Raw genomic sequence first — 19843 nt, 5'->3', positions numbered from 1 at the left:
AATCCCAATCTCTACATACGCAAATTATTTTCTTTATTTCAATAACTGATTATCAATAAATAATTCACTGTCTACTTTTAAGTGATTCTATAAAGTTAATAAAAAAAACCTGTGAAAATTTCACAGGTTTTTAATTTTATTTTAAGCTTAAATTTACAAGGTTTTAAACTGTTCCAGCGTTCTTATATCATTTTCATAGAACATTCTGATGTCGCTCATTTGGTAAAGAAGCATCGTAATTCTCTCAATTCCCATTCCGAAAGCATAACCGGAATATTTTTCAGAATCAATATTTACGTTTTTCAAAACAGCAGGATCTACCATTCCGCATCCCATGATTTCAAGCCAACCTGTTCCTTTTGTAATTCTGTAATCAGTTTCAGAATTTAATCCCCAATACACATCGATTTCTGCACTTGGCTCAGTAAAAGGAAAATATGAAGGTCTCATTCTGATTTTAGATTTTCCGAAAAGCTCAGTAGTAAAAAACTGAATGGTCTGTTTTAAATCTGCAAAACTCACTTTTTCGTCAATATACAAACCTTCAATTTGGTGGAAAATACAGTGTGAACGGGAAGAAACCGCTTCATTTCTGAAAACTCTTCCGGGAGATAAAATTCTGATTGGCGGCTCATTTTCTTCCATATAACGAATCTGAACCGAAGAAGTATGCGTTCTTAATAAAATATCAGGATTCTGCTCGATGAAAAAAGTATCCTGCATATCTCTCGCCGGATGATATTCAGGAAGATTTAGCGCCGTGAAATTATGCCAGTCGTCTTCAATTTCAGGTCCGTCTGCAACTGCAAAACCGATTGATTTAAAAATATCAATAATTCTGTTTTTCACTAAATTAATAGGATGTCTTGATCCTAAATCTAATGGAAATGCAGGTTTTGTAAGATCATCTTTTTCAAAAATAACAGAAGAGGCAGAAGTATTTTTAAGATCCTCCAACTTTGCGTTAACCGCTTGCTTCAGAGTATTAATTTTCTGTCCGAATTCTTTCTTCTGGTCATTAGGAACTTCTTTGAATTTTTCAAAAAAATCATTCAAAATGCCTTTTTTTCCATTGTACTTAATTCGGAAGTTTTCAATTTCCTCTTTATTTGTCGTATTGAAGGCATTAACTTCAGCCAGCAATTCTTCTATCTTTTCAATCATTGTTTTACCCTTTCAAAAAAATGTATTTGCAAAAATACGGTTTTCAGTTTAAAAATCTGTTTCAAATTATCATAAAAAAATCTGTTCCGGCGGAAACAGATTCTATATTTGTTATTTAAAATTTGATTATTTGTAGTCTAAAACTGTTGAAGCAATGCACATTAAAATAGCAATCGTATTAATACCAAGAATTAGATAATATTCTTTCTTTTTTCTGAATACATTCACCAGACTAAAGAAAAATGCAAAAACCACAAATAACATAGACGGAATTGTAAGTAATTCACCAAAAAAATGAATCATCTGATTGCTGTAAGAAATATAATACAAAACCTGTAAACTCAATAAAAATATGAGACAAACGATACTGATTATTAAGATTGCCTTACTCATCAGATTTTTAATATTTTTTTAAATTATTTCTTCTCTAAAGCTTTTACTCTAATCTGAAGCGTAACTTCATTTTTAATCACTCCATTTGCAGCAGGTGACTGAAATTTTACCCCAAATTCTTCTCTCATAATATCTTTCGGCTCAGTTGCAATGCTTACTTCTGCTCCATTTACAGCAACATTTGCTTTAAACTGTACAGGTTTTGTAATTCCTTTCACCGTTAAATTACCGTCTAAAATTGTATTGTAATCGCCTTCTGAAGACGGACTTACCTTTGTAATCTCGTAAGAAGCAGTAGGGAACTTCTCAACTTCAAAAAAATCGGCACTTTTAAGATGACCGTTTAGCCTTTCAAGATCCTCTTTTTTATCTTTTAAATCTTCCGATGTTAAAGAAGACATATCTGCAACAAATTTTCCGCTTTCCAGCTTTCCGTCTTTCACGGTTACGTCGCCACTTTCAAATTTAATGGTTCCGAAGTGACTTGTATTTTCAGATTTAAAAACTTTGTAGCCTTTCCATTCAACATTACTGTTTAAAGTATCCAAGACAAATTTGCTTCCATCTTTCGTTGTCGTTACTTCATTGGTATCACTTGTTACAGGTTTTTCTTTCGAACAAGAAATGATGACAAAAGCAGTAAAAAGTGCGGGAATGGCGAGAGAAAATAATGTTTTTTTCATTTTGATATAATTATTGCAAGGCTAAATTACTAAAATTATACCAGTCTTCTCTAAAAACCCTTATTTTTGCAGTATGCTATTAGAGATAAACAACTTATATTTTTCTCATTCACAGGAAAAACCACTTTTTCAAAACCTTAATCTAAAATTAGATGAAGGTAAAATTATTGCTTTGGCAGGAGAAAGCGGATGTGGAAAATCTACGTTGCTAAGTCTTATTTACGGATTACACGATTGGAATCAGGGTGAAATTATTTTCCAAGGCAAAAAATTAATGGGACCAAAAGGAAATCTTGTTCCTGGAGAAACCGAAATGAAATTCGTTGCCCAAAATTTCGATTTAATGCCTTATGCAACAGTTGCAGAAAATGTGGGGAAATTTATTTCCAATATTAATTTAGCAAAGAAAAAAGAAACTGTTTTAGAACTTTTGGATGTTGTCGGTTTGGTAGAATTTGCGAATGTTTTACCTAAAAATTTAAGCGGCGGACAACAGCAAAGAGTTGCGATTGCGAGAGCACTTTCCGTACTTCCGAAGTTGCTCTTGCTTGACGAACCTTTCAGCAATCTTGATTTTGCTAGAAAAATTGAACTGCGGGAAAAACTTTTCAGATATGTAAAAGAAAACAATATTTCTTTGCTAATTTCTACTCATGAATTGCAGGACATTATTGCATGGACAGACCAGATCATTGTTCTTCAAAGCGGAAGATTAATTCAGAATGACACCGCTGAAGAAACTTACAAAAACCCATACAATCCGTATGTTGCAAAACTTTTTGGGGAAGTGAATATTTTTAACGAAAATGAAATTTCAGAATTACAGATTTCCAGATTTTTCTATTATCCGCACGAAATTAAAATTTCGGAAAATGGTTTTGACGCTGAAGTTTTAGAAAGCAGATTTGCAGGAAATCATTTTTGGAATAAAATAAAATTCAGAAACAGAGAAATGGTGATATTTAGCAATAAGAAGCTTGAAAATTCAGTTAAAATTACTTTTGAATAAAACAAGAAGAAAATTTGAGGTAAACTCTCTTTCTGCTTACAGATCAAAATTGGATTTTTGGCAATCAGATTTGAAGTTAAATCCAACTGCCAAAAATTCAACATTATTTAAAACTAAGCTTTCTTTACAAATTCAGATTTCAAAGCCATCGATCCGAAACCGTCAATTTTACAATCGATATTATGATCGCTATTTGGTCTTAAACGGATGTTTTTCACTTTAGTTCCTGCTTTTACAGGTTTCGGAGCACCTTTTACCGGTAAATCTTTTACAACCACTACAGAATCGCCATCTTTTAATTCATTTCCGTTTGAATCAAAAATTTTATCCGAATCATCACTTTCTGCAGGATTCCACTCATGAAAACACTGAGAACAAACCATTAAATCATCTTGTTCATACGTAAATTCTGAACTACATTTCGGACAAATAACTGCGTCACTCATTTTATTAATTTTTTGTAAAGGTAAGGTTTTTGGGTTGGAAGATGAATAATAAATGTTGGATGTGTCGCTCCTCCGGAGCTTCGCTATCGAAATATATTTTTTGACTACAAAGGTTTCGCTCCTCTGGAGCTTCACTTCACAATTTCCATTTTTACTAAGGTTTTTTAACGAAGTAATAATTTCAAATCTCAAACTCCACATCTCAAATTTAAAAATCGTATTTTTGCAGATTCAAACAGCTTACAGCAATTTATGGAATTAATTCACAGAAACCTTGCCATCGGTATTCACGATGCTTTACAGGAAACATTTTTCGAGAAAAACAAATACGCAGATAAAGTAATCGAAAGACTTTTAAAAGCTCACAGAAAATGGGGAAGCCAGGATAGAGCCGTAGTTTCTGAGATTTTCTATAATATTATCCGTTGGAAAAAACGTCTTGAATATTATATGGGAGAAGGCGTAAAACCCAATAATATCTACAAGCTTATTCTTGCCTATTTACTTTGGAGCAAAACCAATTACAAAAAATTTGAAGAATTTGACGGAATTAAAGTTGCCGATATTCTTACAAAACTTAAAAAAGGAACTGTTCCTACAAAAGCAATCGAGCATTCTGTCCCGGAATGGCTTGTTGAAACTTTAGAAAAAGAATTGGGACCAAAATGGGAAAAAGAAATTCAGGCATTAAATGAGCAGGCTCCGACTGTTTTAAGAGCAAATTCTTTACGAACCACTCCAAAAGAGCTTATTTCTGATCTTGCAGACGAAAATGTAGTCTCTTTCACGGTAAGAAATTATCCTGATGCTGTGCAATTGGAAGAAAAGAAAAATGTATTTCTTACCACTGCTTTCAAAGAAGGTTTGTTTGAAGTTCAGGATGCCTCTTCACAGAAAATCGGTTATTTTCTTGATGTAAAAGAAGGACAAAGAGTTGTTGATGCTTGTGCAGGAGCAGGTGGAAAAACCCTTCACTTAGCGGCTTTAATGCAAAATAAAGGTCAGATTATCGCTTTAGATATTTTTGAATGGAAATTAGCCGAACTGAAGCGTCGTGCAAAAAGAGCCGGAGCTCATAATATTGAAACGAGAGTAATTTCTGATACGAAAGTCATCAAACGTCTTCACGATAAAGTGGACAGGCTTTTAATTGATGCGCCGTGTTCCGGTTTGGGAGTTTTAAAAAGAAATCCGGACAGTAAGTGGAAAATCGATCAGGATTTTATCGACAGAATTAAAAAGGAACAACAACAAATTATTCAGGATTATTCTAAAATGCTGAAAGTAGGTGGTAAAATGGTGTATGCAACCTGTTCTATTCTTCCTTCTGAAAACAATAAGCAGGTGGATGAATTCATCAAAAATAACCCGAATTACAAAATGATCAAAGACGAAAAAGTAATGCCAAGCGAAGGTTATGACGGTTTCTACATGGCTTTGATCGAGAGATTATCTTAAAATAATTTTCAGAATATTATACATCAACTACTCTATTTTGGAGTAGTTTTTTTTATTTCAATCAAATATTATCTTTGTAAAAATCATCAGTACATTATGTTTAAATCTATTTTAGTCAGTTTTTTTATTTTTTTATCCGTTTTAAGTTATTCTCAGACTTATGAAATTCAATACGAAAGTTCGTACAATGGAAAAGCTCAGTCTAATCAAAACCCTTTGATTGTCTGGGTAAATGAGAATGAAAATTTTATTTTAAATACAAAAATCAAAGAACAGAAAAGCGATTTTCCATTTGAAATAAGCAAAATAGAAAAACCTTCGAATACAATTGTTTCTTATGCATTTTTAAAGCAGAATGAAGCTATTTCAACTTCAGACAAAGAATCGATTGCCAAACAGGAGTTTGAATTAACCAATGAAACTAAGAAGATTCTAGGCTACAGTTGTAAAAAAGCGATCACAAAAATCAATTCAAATACCATTGAAGTTTGGTATACCAATGATTTAAAAATAAAAGGCGGACCATCAAGTCTGGGACAGAATTTAGGATTGGTTTTACAGGTCGAAAGAAATGGAAACTCTTCAACAACGGCAGTTTCAGTAAAAAAAATCAAAAAAACAGGAATTGATAAAATTATTAACCAACCTATCCTGACAACAGATCTACTGAGCTACAGAGATTTACTTTGGAAAAGCAGATTCACTACTTTAAATGTTTTTGAAAACGAAATAATTAATTTTTCAGATCAATCAAAATCTGATGAAAACATTAAAAGATTTGCCAACGGTACGATTATTTTAAAGAAAATAAAATTCCCAAAAATCTCTCAAGGCGATAATATTTTCGTGGAATTAAAACAACAATCTAACGGAGACGCTTATGACAGAACGGGGACAGTATTTTTTATTCCTGAAGAAAAATCAGAGACTTTTTTTGATGGTTTAGAAAAAGGAGTAAAAACGCTTCCCCTTTACGAAAACGGAAACGGAAAACAATATTATGGTGTAATTTCAACTCAAAATTATCAGCCGAGTGTAGAACTGATGAGGTTTTTTACAGCTTTCGGAATCAACAAATTCAATCATATTGAATTGAAAGATAAAACCTGGCAAACGGTGAGTCCGTTTCGTCAGGATATTACAGAATTAAAACCTTCTCTTTCAGAAAAAGAAATATGGATCGGAACTTTTATAGGAAATTACGATAAAGGCGGTCACAAAGTGAGTTTAGATATTACTATTCATAACAGCGAACAAATCGTTCATAAAAATAATAAGGTTATTCCACTGTTTAACACGACAAATATTATGGAAATGGCGGGACAGGATTATGCGACGATGTTTAATAATGATAAAGGACTTTATGTGGAATTCAATTTAGATAAAGACCTGAAAAATGCTCAGCTGAGATATATTACAACCGGACATGGAGGCTGGGAAAATGGCGACGAATTTATCCCAAAACCCAATTCTGTTTATTTGGACGGAAAGTTAAGTTTCTCATTTACACCCTGGAGAACAGAATGCGGTTCTTACCGGTTATTTAATCCCGCTTCAGGAAATTTCGCAGACGGACTTTCGTCTTCAGATCTGAGTAGATCCAACTGGTGTCCCGGAACGGTAACCAATCCGAATTTTATTTCTTTAGGCGATTTAAAAGCAGGAAGACATACTATTCAGGTAAAAATTCCACAGGGAAAACCGGAAGGAACAAGCTTTAGTGCGTGGAATATTTCAGGTGTTTTATTAGGTACAGAATAAAAACAAAACCTCCTTGCAATATTATTACAAGGAGGTAAAAACACAAATGATGAAAAAAAATTATTTCGAGCGACAAAGTAAAGGAAAATATTTTAAATAATAATTATATTTTTAAAAAAAATGAATATTGTTTCGAAAGGAATCATTAATTAAATTCACATGTGAAAATTTTACTCTTAAAGAGGGTAAAAGAGTGTCTGATAATTAAAAAAATTCATTTATTTAATTATTTTAATTAAATATTTTAACTTTAATAAAAATTTTATTGTAATTTTTAAATACAATATCTAGTTTTGCTTTTAAATAAATACAAAATGTGCGGAATCGTATGCTTATTTGACGCAAAACAGTCAACCGAAATAGTAAGACCTCAAGTCTTGGAAATGTCTAAAAAGATCCGTCATCGAGGTCCGGATTGGAGTGGAGTTTTTCAAAATGAAAAAGTAGTCTTTTCTCATGAAAGATTAGCCATTGTAGATCCTACATCCGGAAAACAGCCGTTGTTTTCTAAAGACGGAAAAATTGTGCTTGCTGTAAATGGTGAAATTTACAACCACAGAGAGTTGAAAGAAGAATTTCCTGGTTACGAATTTCAAACAAAATCTGACTGTGAAGTTATTTTGGCACTTTATGAAAAGTATGGAAAAGATTTCATTGAAAAATTAAATGGAATTTTTGCCTTTGCACTTTATGATATTGAAAAAAACATTTACCTGATTGCAAGAGATCACATGGGAATTTGTCCGCTTTATCAAGGTTGGGACAGAGAAGGAAACTATTATGTTGCTTCCGAACTAAAAGCTTTGGAAGGAATCTGCAAAAAAATTGAAACTTTCTTACCGGGACATTATTTATATAATATTGAAGGATATGAACTTCAACAATGGTACAAAAGAGATTGGGAAAGTTTTGACGCTGTAAAAGATAACATTACAGACATTCAGGCAATCAGAAAAGGTTTGGAAGATGCAGTTCACAGACAATTGATGAGTGATGTTCCGTACGGAGTTTTACTTTCCGGCGGATTAGATTCATCAATTATTTCAGCAATTACTGCGAAATTTTCTAGACAGAGAATTGAAAGCGGTGACACTCAGGAAGCTTGGTATCCAAGATTGCACAGTTTTGCAGTCGGATTGGTTGGTTCACCAGATTTGGCAGCAGCAAAAAAAGCAGCGGAACATATCGGTTCGGTCCACCATGAAGTTAATTTCACCGTTCAGGAAGGTTTAGACGCCATCCGTGATGTAATTTATCACTTGGAAACGTATGATGTAACCACAATCCGTGCTTCTACACCGATGTATCTTTTGGCAAGAGTTATTAAATCAATGGGAATTAAAATGGTGCTTTCCGGTGAAGGTGCAGATGAGCTTTTTGGAGGATATTTATATTTCCATAAAGCTCCGAATGCAAAAGAATTCCATGATGAAACGGTTAGAAAACTGAACAAACTTCATTTATATGATTGTTTGAGAGCCAACAAAGCTTTGATGAGTTGGGGAATTGAAGGCAGAGTTCCGTTTTTGGATAAAGAATTTATGGATGTTGCGATGAATGTAAATCCTGAAGACAAAATGATCCGAAAAGAGGAAGGAAAAATAGAAAAATGGGTTTTGAGAAAAGCTTTTGAAGATCTTTTACCGGAATCGATTGTATGGAGACAGAAAGAACAATTCTCAGACGGCGTTGGTTACTCGTGGATTGATACGCTGAAAGATATTGCTGAAAAGTATGTTTCGGATGAAATGATGGCGAATGCGAAATTCAGATTTCCTTTAAATACGCCTCAAAACAAAGAAGAATACCGTTACAGAACGATTTTTGAGGAGCATTTTCCAAGTGAAACAGCAGCAGCAACGGTTCCTTCGGTTCCTTCTGTAGCCTGTTCTACGCCGATTGCTTTGGAATGGGATGAAGCTTTCAAAAAAATGAACGATCCTAGCGGAAGAGCCGTGAAAGTACATGAAACTTCTTATTAAAACTGAAGAAATTTATCAATCCTGTATTCGTACAGGATTTTTTATTCAATAAAATCAATAATATTTTGATAATTTAACTAACTATTAAACTTATTATCTAATAAATAATTATATTTGAAAAATAAAAATAATCTCTGTTGTAAAATGAAAAGAAACATTACTATTTTTTTTGCTTTACTGTGTACAAGCTTAGCTTTCGGACAAGGTAAATACGGAAAATATCTCAACTCTAAAAAATTAGCTCTTACTTATAAAAGTGTAAAACCTGCAGAAAAAGATGATTATTACCAGCAATATTATTGGTTGGTAAAAGCTGAACAGCTGAAAACATACCCTCACCTTGCAGATATAAAGCCAGTGGTTTTGTACAACTTCGTAAAAAAAGTAAATCCTCAAAACCCAACTAAAAAGCTGGATGACAGAGGAAAAGAACTAAGAAAAACTGCAGAATTATCTCTAGATCAATATTTCAAAAACAAAAATTTCCAGAATAATCAGGTATTATTGTTGAATCTTGAAACGTATGTAGATCCTTCTCAAGGTGAATATTTCACAAAAGTAGATGCAGAAAGAATCAAGCAACTGGTTCCTAAAGAATTCTTCGGATTTGCTTCTTTAAATAAAAAAACGCACGAAGAAACCAACTATTATCTTTGGGTTGATAAGAAAAAAGACAAATTTAAAATCGTAGATATTGTTCCTAATGAAAAAGATAATGCAAAATTTTATGCCTCTGTAAAGCAATATCTTCCTAAGTATAAATTTGAAAGAAAATTTATGCCTACGGTAAAAAAAGGATCTAAAGCCGATAAAACAGATAAAGATTTCTTCTACATAATGCCTTTCGAGCAAAACAAAGACAACATCGAGTATAAAACAGACGATTTCGAAACATTCACATTAAGCCAGGTAAAAAGAGAAGGTGAAGCGTGGATCGGAGTAGAAAAGCCAAGAAAATAAAATTGAATTTTAAATATAAAAATCCTGAAAATATTTTTTCAGGATTTTTTGTTTTAAAAAAGATTTACAAACGATCCGATTTTCTATTGATTCGCCATCGTCACATAAATAATTCTTCCGCCTTCTTCATTGGAAAGCAATATTTTTTTGCCTTCAGACAATTCAACCATTGAATTTGGTGAAATTTCCTTTTGTTCGGTTAAATCTTTCATGCTCGTTAAAGTCTGATTCACCAAAACCCATTTATCCTGATAAAACGTAAAATACCCGACCGGTTTTTTATCTTCAGCAGTCAGACTTTCATTGCGGATTACTTTTCTTGAAACATGCCATTTAAATAAATACTGATTGTGATAAACCATCAAACGGTGGTTTTCAGGTTTCCAGACTTCATCATCATATTTAAAATACAGATCAAGAACAGGTAAAGTTCCCTGATGTGAAGTTCCACAGAAAGGACATCTCGGAGTTTGGGTATTGTCGAAAACATACCATTTCTCATTACATTCAGGATTATGACAAGGCTGAATTAAATCTACGGTTTTCAGTAAAGCAGTTTCCCATTCATTCGCCAAAGGTCTTTTAATCGGATCATGAAGTCCGTCAATAAACGCTTTTTTAAACAATTCTGATAAATAAAGTCCTGTAATTGTGTACGGAATTTTATTCGGATCACCCCAAAAGGTATCCCATTTCTTAAGATATTCCGTTCTTACTTTATTGCTGGAATCATTCGGATGTTCTACAAAAAGAGCTTTTTCACCCATTGAAATGATTTCGTCTTTTTCAGAATCCAGATCCCAGATTTTTCCGCCTCTCAACGGATGACGGCGAAGAAGATACATATAAATAAGAACTGCCAAAGCATGAAGGTCGGTTTTCTGATTCGGAAGCTGTCTTCCCGGATCATGCAGGTGCAAATGTTTTGTTTTTAAAACTTCCGGAGCGATAAAATCTGCTGTTCCGATCACTTCGGGAGGAAACAATTTTGGAACCACCAATCCGTCAATATCAATAATACAGGCCGATTTTGTCACCGGATCTACCAAAACATTATTATAAGAAAGATCAGAATGCGCCAAACCCATCTGATGGAGTTTCTTAATTCCACGAGTGATATTGATCGCAATCTGAAAATAACTCAGCCAATCTCCCAACTCTGATTTGTCTAAACGGAGCGGATAATGCTGATTTCTAAACATCGGTGCTGTAAACCACTTCCCTACTTTATCTCCGCCTGCAATATTATCCGAACCAAAATATCCTTTTGCAAAAAAAAATTTCTGCTGGTAAATTGGAACTACAATTCCCGTTAAGTTATTTTTCTGAACAATATCGTAAGGCCATCTGAAAACCTCATCCAGATAATAATCTGAGGCGTTTCCGTTTTGAATATTGACCAAATAGGTCGAAACAATTCTTTTGATTCTTTCTTTTTGTTCGTTTTCCAACGGATTTCTGTAAAAAGCCACCACATATTTTTTGTCAGGCGAAAAATAAACATCTTTTACACCTCCTTTTACGGGATTTTCTTCTATATATTCATAGGATTTTGCTGAGTCTAAAATCGAGGAAACGGTGGTTGTTTTTTTCATTTGAGAATTAATACTTATAAAAACTATTGAATAGCTTGTGGTTGATATTTTAAATTTTTCAGTTTTTCAAGACCGATAACATCACAATCAAATCTATGATCTACTAAATCAATAAAATTAAACCACACATCAAATTTGTAACTATACTCTGCTCTTAAATATTTACTTCCTTGCAATGTTTCAAAAATATTAATTTTATATATTCTTGATTCATTAGGCTTTAAGACTACTGTTTTATCCTGTTTGAAAAAATCAATATCTGCAGTTCCTAAGTTTTTAGGTAATAGATTACCATCAGAATCAACATAAAATATATTTTCTAACTGAGCTTTGTAATCATGAAAACTTTTTAGAACTTTTATATTTTTATTACTCAAATTGGTAGCAGAGAATGAAATTATTCCATTTTCCTTAACCTCTGAAAGATTATAATTTATTTTAATTGTACACTTACCACTTTGAGCAAAAGTAAAAAATGAAAATATTAAAAAGCAAAATATCAGTTTAAATTTCATCTGAAAATTAATTATTAACCTCAATAAATCACGGCCAAAGTTCTGTCATCATGATTTCCTTTGCTCCAGAAATCCATCCAGGAAAGTAACTGTTCACCGATTTTTTCATCATTTTGAAAATCAACTTTTAACTCGTCATCGTTGTTACCATTTAAATCTTCGAAAAAAGTTTTCCAGCTTTCGATATCTTCTAATTTGTTTTCTGTTATAAATTTCGGATCGTAAATTCCGTCAGTCATTAACACCAATTTAGAAAAATCTTTTATCAAAGTAATTCTGAAACGGGAAGAAATCGTATCATCAAAAATTTCATTCATTGTAATAAAACGGGTTCCGCCGCCAAATTCGCCGACATCCATTGTGTTCAATAATTGTACTTCAGAAAAATCTTCATTAATCAGATTAATCGGGCAATCTCCAACGCCAAAAGTTAGAAATACATATCCAAAATCAAACTTTTTAAGCAAAGCAAAAATTAAAGTCGAATGTAAATCTTTTAAACTTACAAAATGTTCTTCTGCCTTTTCAGAAAGCATTTTAAATGTATTTGAAACTCCCTGATAAAGAATTTTTATAACTTCCTGTTTTGTTTCCGAAGTATTTTTTTCATTATTAAAAATTTCATTTAAATGAAAATCAAGTTGAGCTAAGACTTCTTCATTCTTAAAGTAATCATTGATCGATTCTGTTGCCAATTCAGAGCCGTATCTCGCCAATTGTGCAGAACCAGCTCCATCAGAAACAGAAATAATATTCCAGAAATCAGGCAATTTGTCTACTGCAAAATCATCATCTCTGAATTTCCCTTCATGCGAATGAGAACGGCCTCTTTTTGAAGCGGCCACAATTTTTTTATCTGAGAATTCTCCTTTAAACAATGCTTCATCAGCTTTATGAAAAGGAGCTTCTTTATCTGAGGGAATATTTTTCCACAAATCTTTTGGATCTGCATTGACGAAAAGCTGAGCTTTTTTAATTTCAACATTTTCTTCATCCAAAATATGGAAAAATTCAATTTTTAAATCATAAGTATCAGTTTCAAAAGGAATACCTTTAATTGTATTTTCCTCAAAACTTAAACCCGCCAAATCCAATCCTGAAACATCTTTAATTCTAATATTCGGAAACTCCTCCATCGGAAAAACAAACTCGTATTTTTTCTTGGAATGTGCATTCGTAATCGGAAAAAATGCATCGGCAAATTCTTCTCTTTCTTTATAAATAATCACTTCGTGCATAATTTTTTTCTGAGCTTCGATAATCAATTCCAAATTGTTCTTAATTTCCGTTTGGGTCAACAGTTTTGTAACCACTTTATCCATCATTTTATCATCCTGAATATTATGATTTTTCAAAATCTGTCTGATTGTTTTTTCCATTTAGCCTAAAGTTCGGTTAATGTCAAAACCTTCACTGCTGAAACCATAATAATCTGAAGTTCCGCACCAAGGACATTCGTTGTAACCTTCGCCTTTTAAACAGTGAATTCCGCCACACGAACATGTTGCCAAAGCAATCGGATTCGCACAGTGCGGACAAGACGGAGCACCATGAAGTTCTTCTACCGAAATTTTCTGACTGCTTTTCTGTGTGGACGAAAGTCGGAAATATGAAGCATCATCTATCCTGTAAGTTCCTTCCAAACGGTAATAACGGGTTTGCATTCCTGCAATTCCGGAATCTGTGAAGGCTTTTTTATATTTAATGAGATATGATTTTTTAGAATCTGAACATTTTCCGCTTAAAACCACAAAGTTATTATCTGGAAATCTTTGCTGCATTTCGGGATCTATTTTTTCTAAAATACTGTGATCGATTTTAGATAAATTAATTCCCTCTTTATTGGCTTCCGTAACGCTCTGGCTTGTTGTTTTAATTGAATCTGTCACCCATTTAAAAAATTCTTTATATGAATTTTCAGAATTATTATTAAATAGCAATACGTGATCTGAAAGCGTTCCTAAAAGTTTATAATTGGTATTATCTCCAATCGAAATGGCAATCGTATTGGGTTTTGCACGATATTGAGTCGTCCATTTTTCGATGGCAATTTGAGCATCATCAGTTGGAACTCCGTCTGTGAAAAGAAAAACCAGAGGTTTCCAGTCACCTTTTCTGTCGTAGGTAGTTTTTACAATATCTTTATCAATACAATCCATTATTTTAAAAAGACCTTTTGCCAAAGATGTTCCGCTTCCGACAGGAATTTTTGGAGGATAGAATGAAATAATATCCTGTAAAGGCGTAATTACTTCAGCTTCTCCTGCAAAACCAACGACCGAAATCCAGACGGTTTCTAAGGAATACGGATCTTTCTTTAATTCTCGAACAATGGTAGAAATACCTTCCTGAACCTGATCAATCGGCTCGCCAATCATCGATTCGGAAATATCTACCAGAAAATAAATGGGAAGTCTTCTCATATTTTTTTTAATAGCGCTTTACCTAAATTATAATTTATTTCACGCAGATTGAGCAAATTTTGCTGATTTTTTAATCTGTATAATTAAAATAATTTGCGAGAAATTATAATTTTTAAATTAAACCATTAAGATTTTAATTAAGGAGTTAAGAATATTAAGTTGAACTTCGCTTGTCGCAGTTGCTTTTTAAAAATCTATTTGATTTTCTTAATGAAACTTAACTTCTTAAATCATTTTAATGGTTTAATTTTTAAATAATAATATTCAGTTCTGAAGGTGGTGGCGGAAGACTGATGCTTTCGCCTGTTCCCTGCGATTTTCCGCCCATGGTGATGGATGAACTTACCCATTTGAAAAACGAAGACAATGTTGCCGCATCAGTTGTATCGAGTTTCACTACATGATCAGTCAATTCTTTCAGGAAACTTTCATCCGCTTTTGGTCCTGCAGCACATCCCACAATCACTCCGAAATCCAAGTTTTTAATTACAGGAATCATCTGTCTGTACTTTTGAATATCCGAAGGTTTTCCATCGGTAAAAATAAAAAGAAGAGGTTTCCAATCTCCTTTTACTTCTGTAGAACCTTTAATTAAATCCACCTGAAGCAATGCCGAAACCAATTCCAAAGCTGCTCCGGTATGAGTGGGACCGCTATCGGGACACGTAATTTCCATCGGATGAAAACTTGCCAAATCAACCATCGGAATGATATTTTTCACCTCACGATCGAAAGTGGTCACACTTAAATAAAGCGTATCCATGGCTTGAGGATCTGAGCGAAGCATCGAAATCAAGCCGTTGAAGCCATTATTCAAAGCCTGAATCGGTTCTCCGTTCATCGAGCCGGAAGTATCCAGTAAAAAGTAGGCTAATAATCTTCTGTTCATTATAACAGGTATTAATTGACTAACAGCAAACGGCTTTTGCTATTTGCTGTTAGTTTATGATTAAATCAAATTTGAGGAAATTAATTTCAACAAAAATTAGTAAGAATATTTCTTCAAAAGATCAACAAAACTGTCTGATTGATTGGGTTCACCCAAAGCACGGAATTTCCAGTCACCGTTATGCCTATAAGCTTCTGCAAAAACCATAGAACACATTCCGTTCATACTTGCATCACCTGAAAGGCTGTATTTTGTAATTTCTTTTCCTCTTGCATCAACGGCACGAATAAACGCATTGTCGATCATTCCAAAATGCTGATTATTCTGTCTTCCCATGTAAATAGTCACCACGAAAATAATTTTCTGATAACGCTCGTCAAGTTGGTCTAATTTTACAATAATTTGTTCATCATCACCATCTCCCGCTCCTGTTCTGTTATCTCCGGTCAACCAGATATGTCCGCTTGGATGCTGCATTGAGTTGAAATAAATTACGTCTCCTTGGTATAATCCCATCTGCCTTCCGTCACTGGTCTGAACTGTTCTTCCTAAGTTGGCAACTTTTCCGTTTCCATCTAAAAGAAATGCAACTGCATCCAAATCATATTCTGCTTCTTTATTGAAAATTTTTCCGAAGAAACCGCCTTGCTTACGAACATCCCAACCTAATCCGATGGTTACCTGAGATAAATCGTAAACACTTTCTCCACGGTCGTTTTTTCTTAAATCTATTGTCTGACCTTTCTGTAAATTAATTGCCATTTTTAATATCGTTTTCTGTGTTATTTTATTTTCTATTTTTTTAACGCAAAGAGCACTAAGTTTATCTTATTTAATTGAAAATATTTTCGGTCGCAAAGGCGTTTCACTCAGCTAAGTTCGCAAAACCATTTATTCTCTTGATACAATTTGTTATTTGATGATTTGACCTTTGTAGTATTTCTCTAAAAAGAATCCAAGATCTGCTCTGTAGCCGATTCCTGAAGCCTCGAATTTCCAGCTTCCGTTTCTTTTGTACAGACGTCCGAATTCTACACCGGTTTCGATAGAAAAATCTTCATCAAGCTCATATTTTGCGATTTCCTGATGACTGTTATTATCTACAACTCTGATGTAAGAATTTCTTACCATTCCGAAGTTTTGCTTTCTTCTTTCGAAATCTTCAATGGTTACCACAAACAGAATTTCCTGTACTCTCGGATCTACCTTTTCAAGATCAATAACTATTGCTTCATCGTCATCTCCATCACTGCTTTTTCCATCGGGATCATCTCCCGTGTGCTGCAATGCTCCATCCGGAGAATTTAAATTATTATAAAAAACAAAATATTCGTCTCCGACCAATTTTCTGTCTGAGTCAATCATAATTGCTGATGCATCCAAGTCGAAAGCGTAGCCTGTTCCTTCATTCGGATCCCAACCAAGACCGATTGTCATTTTTGTAAGTCCTAATTCTATTTTTTGCCCTTTCTGTAAATTAATTGCCATAATCTATAAATATAATTTTTCCCTTAAGATAGATTTGATTTTTGAATTAACCAAATTAATGATAAAAAGTCATACAGTTTTAAACTTTTTTTAATATTTGAAAAAATTAAGCAAAAAAAAATCCCGCTTCAGACTGAAACGGGATTTCTATATTTTGAATTGATCGATTTATTCTTCTACTATATTATTTCGGGCTTTCGCCAACATCGGAATGGAAATCAATCCCATCACCAACATTACAACAATCTGTAAAGGAAGCGAAATAAATGAATACGTCAATCCCATTTCGCCACCAAATTCTGCACTTTTACCCATTGCAAGAAATAATGCCATAAAACCATATTTCATTGCAAGATTAAACGCTCCAATTCCTCCACTTGCAGGAATTATCATTCCTAAAGTTCCTACAACAATGATGAAAAACCCATCTGAAAAGGTAAAATCTGAAGTTTCTGGCAAAGCAAAACAGACAAGATATGCCGCAAAATAATAAGAAACCCAAATTCCGATGGTATATATAATGAACTTGCCTTTTTCTTTTAGCTTGAAAATTGAGGTTAAACCCTGTAATATCCCTTTTCCAAAATTAATTAAAGCTTCCTTTTTATATTTGTAGAAAACAACAAGAGCTGTTAAAAGCAAAACGACAACAACAATTTTTAAATATAAATAAAAAGAATCAAAATTTTCAACACCTAATTTCATCATCATTCTTTCGAAAACATTAGGTTCAAAAACTTCTTTTTTATCTTTTTGTTCCATGACGAAATCGTAAAAAGATACAATTGCTTTAAACTTGAAAATTACTGTTAAAAGTAAAAATCCAAGCATACAAATCAAATCGACTACTCTTTCCAGAATAATTGTTCCGAAAGATTTATCAACAGGAACTTTTTCTACACCATATAAAGCCGTTGCTCTTGCCAACTCTCCACTTCTGGGAATGGTAAGATTCATTAAATATCCGAAAGATAAAGACCAAAGTGCATTTGAGCTGGAGATTTTATGTCCCATCGGTTCCAATAATAAATTCCAGCGAATTGCTCTGAACCAATAAGCCAAAAGGGCAAAAACTGCAGCAAAAGCTACCCAAAGATAATTTGCTTTTGCCAAAGATTTTTGAATGACCTTAAAATCTAATCCTCTGAGCGCAAACCACAAAAAAAAGCCTGCAAAAGCAAGCGAGATTACTACAGTAAATAGAGATTTTAAAGTTTTGTTTGATTTCTTCTCCATAAATTAAGTAAGAAGATTCGTTTTTTCGTCAGGGAAAACAATTTTAGGCTGGAATTCCTGAGCTTCTTCCGGTGTCATTTGAGCGTAAGCAATGATAATAATAATGTCATCACGCTGCACTTTTCTTGCAGCAGGACCATTTAAACAAACTTCTCCGGATTTTCTTTTTCCTTTGATGACGTAAGTATCAAAACGTTCTCCGTTATTGACATTTACGATGTAAACCCTTTCTCCAACTACCAATCCTGCAGCCTCGATAAGATCTTCATCAATGGTAATACTTCCAATATAATTAAGGTCTGAAGCCGTAACTCTAACCCTGTGAATCTTAGATTTAAATACTTCTATTAACATGGTGCAAATTTATTAATAATATTTAAGAAAATCATTTTAAAATGAAAATTACAACTCCCATTAGTTGAGACCGTTAATTTAATTCAAACTAAAATATTCATATTTATTTTATAAACTTAGCAAGCATATCTATAAAAAAACCAATTGTTGATACCAAATTAAGAAATTAATAAATTTAAAACCAAATAACAATAATTTAGTAAAGTCAATATACATAAGTATTTGGCATGGTTTTAGCATCTCGAAACCTTGATTTTTCGTAAAAACCCAAATTATCAAATTTTAATTGATTTTGATGAAACATAAAAAAAATCAATAAGTTTTTACAAAAAATTTGCACAATTTGAAAATTGTTTTAAATTTGCTTTTATAACTAACTAACTTTTAATATTAAAAATTATGAACAAGTCTGAATTAATCGACGCAATCGCAAAAGACGCAGGAATTACTAAAGTTGCCGCAAAAGCTGCTCTGGAATCTTTTATCTCTAATGTTACCAATACATTAAAAACAAAAGAAGGTAAAGTATCTTTGGTAGGTTTTGGTACTTTCTCTGTATCTGAGAGAGCTGCAAGACAAGGTATCAACCCTGCAACTAAAAAACCAATCAACATCGAAGCTAAAACTGTTGCTAAGTTTAAAGCTGGTGCAGATTTATCTACAGCTGTTTCAATGGCGAATGTACCTGCAGCAACTGGTAAAAAGAAAAAATAATCATTCGATTATAAAAAAATAAAACCTCATCATTCGATGGGGTTTTTTTGTGGTTTCAAGAGTCTATCTCAACCATTTTTAATATTTCATTTAAAACTACAGTCTAAATAATTAAGGAGCTAATCTTGAAATCTTCCAGTCCAGATCTTCTAAGACGTAGATAATTCTGTCGTGTAATCTGTTGGGTCTTCCCTGCCAAAACTCAATTTCATAAGGTTTTGCGATATAGCCGCCCCAATTTTCTGGTCTGGGAACTTCTGAATCCTGATACTGTTTTTCTAAATCCTTCAATTTTGCTTCTAAAAACTCCCTGTTTGGAATTTCCTGACTTTGAGGAGAAACTGCTGCTCCAAGCTGACTTCCTTTGGGTCTGGAATGAAAATAACCATCACTCAGGTTTTCAGCAATTTTTTCAAGGGTTGCTTTGATAATGACCTGTCTTTCTAAACCCGGCCAAAAGAAATGAAGGCAGGCTTTGTGAGTTTTTTCAATAGATTTTCCTTTCCGGCTGCTGTAATTGGTATAAAAAATAAAACCTTCATATGTATATTCTTTTAATAAAACCATTCTCGTTCGCGGACAACCATCTTCCTCCAACGTAGAAACCGCCATTGCATTTGCCTCAGAAATCGATGGATTTTCCGAAGCATCTAAAAACCAATTTCTGAATTGCTCGATAGGATTCTCTTTAATCTCACTTTCAATAAGTTGTGATTTTTCGTAGATTTTTCTTTTATCGTGGAGGTTTTCCATAAATAATTTTTATTAAATTT

Annotated in this window: 20 protein-coding genes; 6 read left to right on the top strand and 14 right to left on the bottom strand. The window is 33.3% G+C overall.

Translation table 11 applies throughout. The features are described 5' to 3' along the window. Nucleotides 1-153 precede the first annotated feature (153 nt). The 3 genes from ACOOWA_RS10655 to ACOOWA_RS10645 form a co-directional block, all read right to left on the bottom strand. On the bottom strand, nucleotides 154-1164 hold the full coding sequence (locus ACOOWA_RS10655) for a phenylalanine--tRNA ligase subunit alpha (protein WP_421375113.1): 1011 nt from the start codon (nucleotides 1162-1164) through the stop codon (nucleotides 154-156). Between the two features lie 126 nt (nucleotides 1165-1290). Beyond that, nucleotides 1291-1557 carry a hypothetical protein gene (locus ACOOWA_RS10650; protein ID WP_421375112.1) on the bottom strand — a complete coding sequence of 89 codons (267 nt, stop codon included), beginning with the start codon at nucleotides 1555-1557 and terminating at the stop codon, nucleotides 1291-1293. A gap of 23 nt (nucleotides 1558-1580) precedes the next feature. Continuing rightward, entirely contained in the window at nucleotides 1581-2240 is a 660-nt protein-coding gene (locus tag ACOOWA_RS10645) for a YceI family protein (RefSeq protein ID WP_421375111.1), read from the bottom strand. A 73-nt stretch (nucleotides 2241-2313) separates the two neighbouring features. Here ACOOWA_RS10645 and ACOOWA_RS10640 point away from each other — a divergent pair, with 73 nt between their 5' ends. Beyond that, the gene (locus tag ACOOWA_RS10640) at nucleotides 2314-3249 is read left to right on the top strand and encodes a sulfate/molybdate ABC transporter ATP-binding protein (RefSeq protein WP_421375110.1); all 936 of its coding nucleotides are present in this window, start codon (nucleotides 2314-2316) and stop codon (nucleotides 3247-3249) included. A 113-nt stretch (nucleotides 3250-3362) separates the two neighbouring features. On the opposite strand, the gene ACOOWA_RS10635 is transcribed toward ACOOWA_RS10640, so the two are convergent. Next, nucleotides 3363-3695, bottom strand: a complete 333-nt coding sequence (locus ACOOWA_RS10635; RefSeq protein WP_421375109.1) for a zinc ribbon domain-containing protein YjdM — start codon at nucleotides 3693-3695, stop codon at nucleotides 3363-3365. A gap of 252 nt (nucleotides 3696-3947) precedes the next feature. Between ACOOWA_RS10635 and ACOOWA_RS10630 the strand changes: the two genes are divergently transcribed. The 4 genes from ACOOWA_RS10630 to ACOOWA_RS10615 all read left to right on the top strand — a co-directional run bounded on the left by ACOOWA_RS10630 (nucleotide 3948) and on the right by ACOOWA_RS10615 (nucleotide 9856). Then, a complete protein-coding gene (locus ACOOWA_RS10630; RefSeq protein WP_421375107.1) occupies nucleotides 3948-5153 on the top strand; it encodes an RsmB/NOP family class I SAM-dependent RNA methyltransferase in 1206 nt (401 codons plus the stop codon). Nucleotides 5154-5249: 96 nt separating this feature from the next. Next, nucleotides 5250-6914: a GLPGLI family protein gene (locus ACOOWA_RS10625; protein WP_421375105.1), complete on the top strand. Its 1665-nt coding sequence runs from the start codon at nucleotides 5250-5252 to the stop codon at nucleotides 6912-6914. A gap of 314 nt (nucleotides 6915-7228) precedes the next feature. After that, on the top strand, nucleotides 7229-8896 hold the full coding sequence (asnB, locus tag ACOOWA_RS10620; protein ID WP_421375104.1) for an asparagine synthase B: 1668 nt from the start codon (nucleotides 7229-7231) through the stop codon (nucleotides 8894-8896). 144 nt (nucleotides 8897-9040) lie between these two features. Beyond that, complete coding sequence (locus ACOOWA_RS10615; RefSeq protein ID WP_421375103.1) at nucleotides 9041-9856, top strand: hypothetical protein; 816 nt, start codon at nucleotides 9041-9043, stop codon at nucleotides 9854-9856. 83 nt (nucleotides 9857-9939) lie between these two features. Here ACOOWA_RS10615 and ACOOWA_RS10610 read toward each other — a convergent pair whose 3' ends face one another. The 9 genes from ACOOWA_RS10610 to panD form a co-directional block, all read right to left on the bottom strand. After that, nucleotides 9940-11451: a helix-hairpin-helix domain-containing protein gene (locus ACOOWA_RS10610; RefSeq protein WP_421375102.1), complete on the bottom strand. Its 1512-nt coding sequence runs from the start codon at nucleotides 11449-11451 to the stop codon at nucleotides 9940-9942. A 23-nt stretch (nucleotides 11452-11474) separates the two neighbouring features. Then, the gene (locus ACOOWA_RS10605; RefSeq protein WP_421375101.1) at nucleotides 11475-11966 is read right to left on the bottom strand and encodes a hypothetical protein; all 492 of its coding nucleotides are present in this window, start codon (nucleotides 11964-11966) and stop codon (nucleotides 11475-11477) included. A gap of 20 nt (nucleotides 11967-11986) precedes the next feature. After that, a complete protein-coding gene (locus tag ACOOWA_RS10600; protein ID WP_421375100.1) occupies nucleotides 11987-13345 on the bottom strand; it encodes a PP2C family serine/threonine-protein phosphatase in 1359 nt (452 codons plus the stop codon). Further along, nucleotides 13346-14389: a TerY-C metal binding domain-containing protein gene (locus tag ACOOWA_RS10595; protein WP_421375099.1), complete on the bottom strand. Its 1044-nt coding sequence runs from the start codon at nucleotides 14387-14389 to the stop codon at nucleotides 13346-13348. It lies immediately after the preceding gene. 250 nt (nucleotides 14390-14639) lie between these two features. Further along, the gene (locus tag ACOOWA_RS10590) at nucleotides 14640-15278 is read right to left on the bottom strand and encodes a vWA domain-containing protein (RefSeq protein ID WP_421375097.1); all 639 of its coding nucleotides are present in this window, start codon (nucleotides 15276-15278) and stop codon (nucleotides 14640-14642) included. Between the two features lie 96 nt (nucleotides 15279-15374). Further along, on the bottom strand, nucleotides 15375-16040 hold the full coding sequence (locus tag ACOOWA_RS10585) for a TerD family protein (RefSeq protein WP_421375096.1): 666 nt from the start codon (nucleotides 16038-16040) through the stop codon (nucleotides 15375-15377). A gap of 150 nt (nucleotides 16041-16190) precedes the next feature. Beyond that, complete coding sequence (locus ACOOWA_RS10580) at nucleotides 16191-16766, bottom strand: TerD family protein (RefSeq protein WP_421375094.1); 576 nt, start codon at nucleotides 16764-16766, stop codon at nucleotides 16191-16193. 168 nt (nucleotides 16767-16934) lie between these two features. Next, on the bottom strand, nucleotides 16935-18002 hold the full coding sequence (locus ACOOWA_RS10575; RefSeq protein WP_421375093.1) for a lysylphosphatidylglycerol synthase transmembrane domain-containing protein: 1068 nt from the start codon (nucleotides 18000-18002) through the stop codon (nucleotides 16935-16937). Nucleotides 18003-18005: 3 nt separating this feature from the next. Further along, on the bottom strand, nucleotides 18006-18356 hold the full coding sequence (panD, locus tag ACOOWA_RS10570) for an aspartate 1-decarboxylase (RefSeq protein WP_066679682.1): 351 nt from the start codon (nucleotides 18354-18356) through the stop codon (nucleotides 18006-18008). A gap of 399 nt (nucleotides 18357-18755) precedes the next feature. On the opposite strand from panD, the gene ACOOWA_RS10565 reads away from it, so the two are divergent. Beyond that, complete coding sequence (locus ACOOWA_RS10565) at nucleotides 18756-19070, top strand: HU family DNA-binding protein (RefSeq protein WP_421375090.1); 315 nt, start codon at nucleotides 18756-18758, stop codon at nucleotides 19068-19070. Between the two features lie 111 nt (nucleotides 19071-19181). Here the strand turns inward: ACOOWA_RS10565 and pdxH are convergent, their stop codons facing one another. Further along, a complete protein-coding gene (gene pdxH / locus ACOOWA_RS10560; RefSeq protein WP_421375089.1) occupies nucleotides 19182-19823 on the bottom strand; it encodes a pyridoxamine 5'-phosphate oxidase in 642 nt (213 codons plus the stop codon). Nucleotides 19824-19843: the final 20 nt, after the last annotated feature.

This window comes from Chryseobacterium sp. GP-SGM7, from assembly GCF_049166575.1.
GTDB lineage: Bacteria > Bacteroidota > Bacteroidia > Flavobacteriales > Weeksellaceae > Chryseobacterium.
Note: the sequence above shows the minus strand (reverse complement) of the source record. Positions and strands in the feature narration are given on the sequence as shown.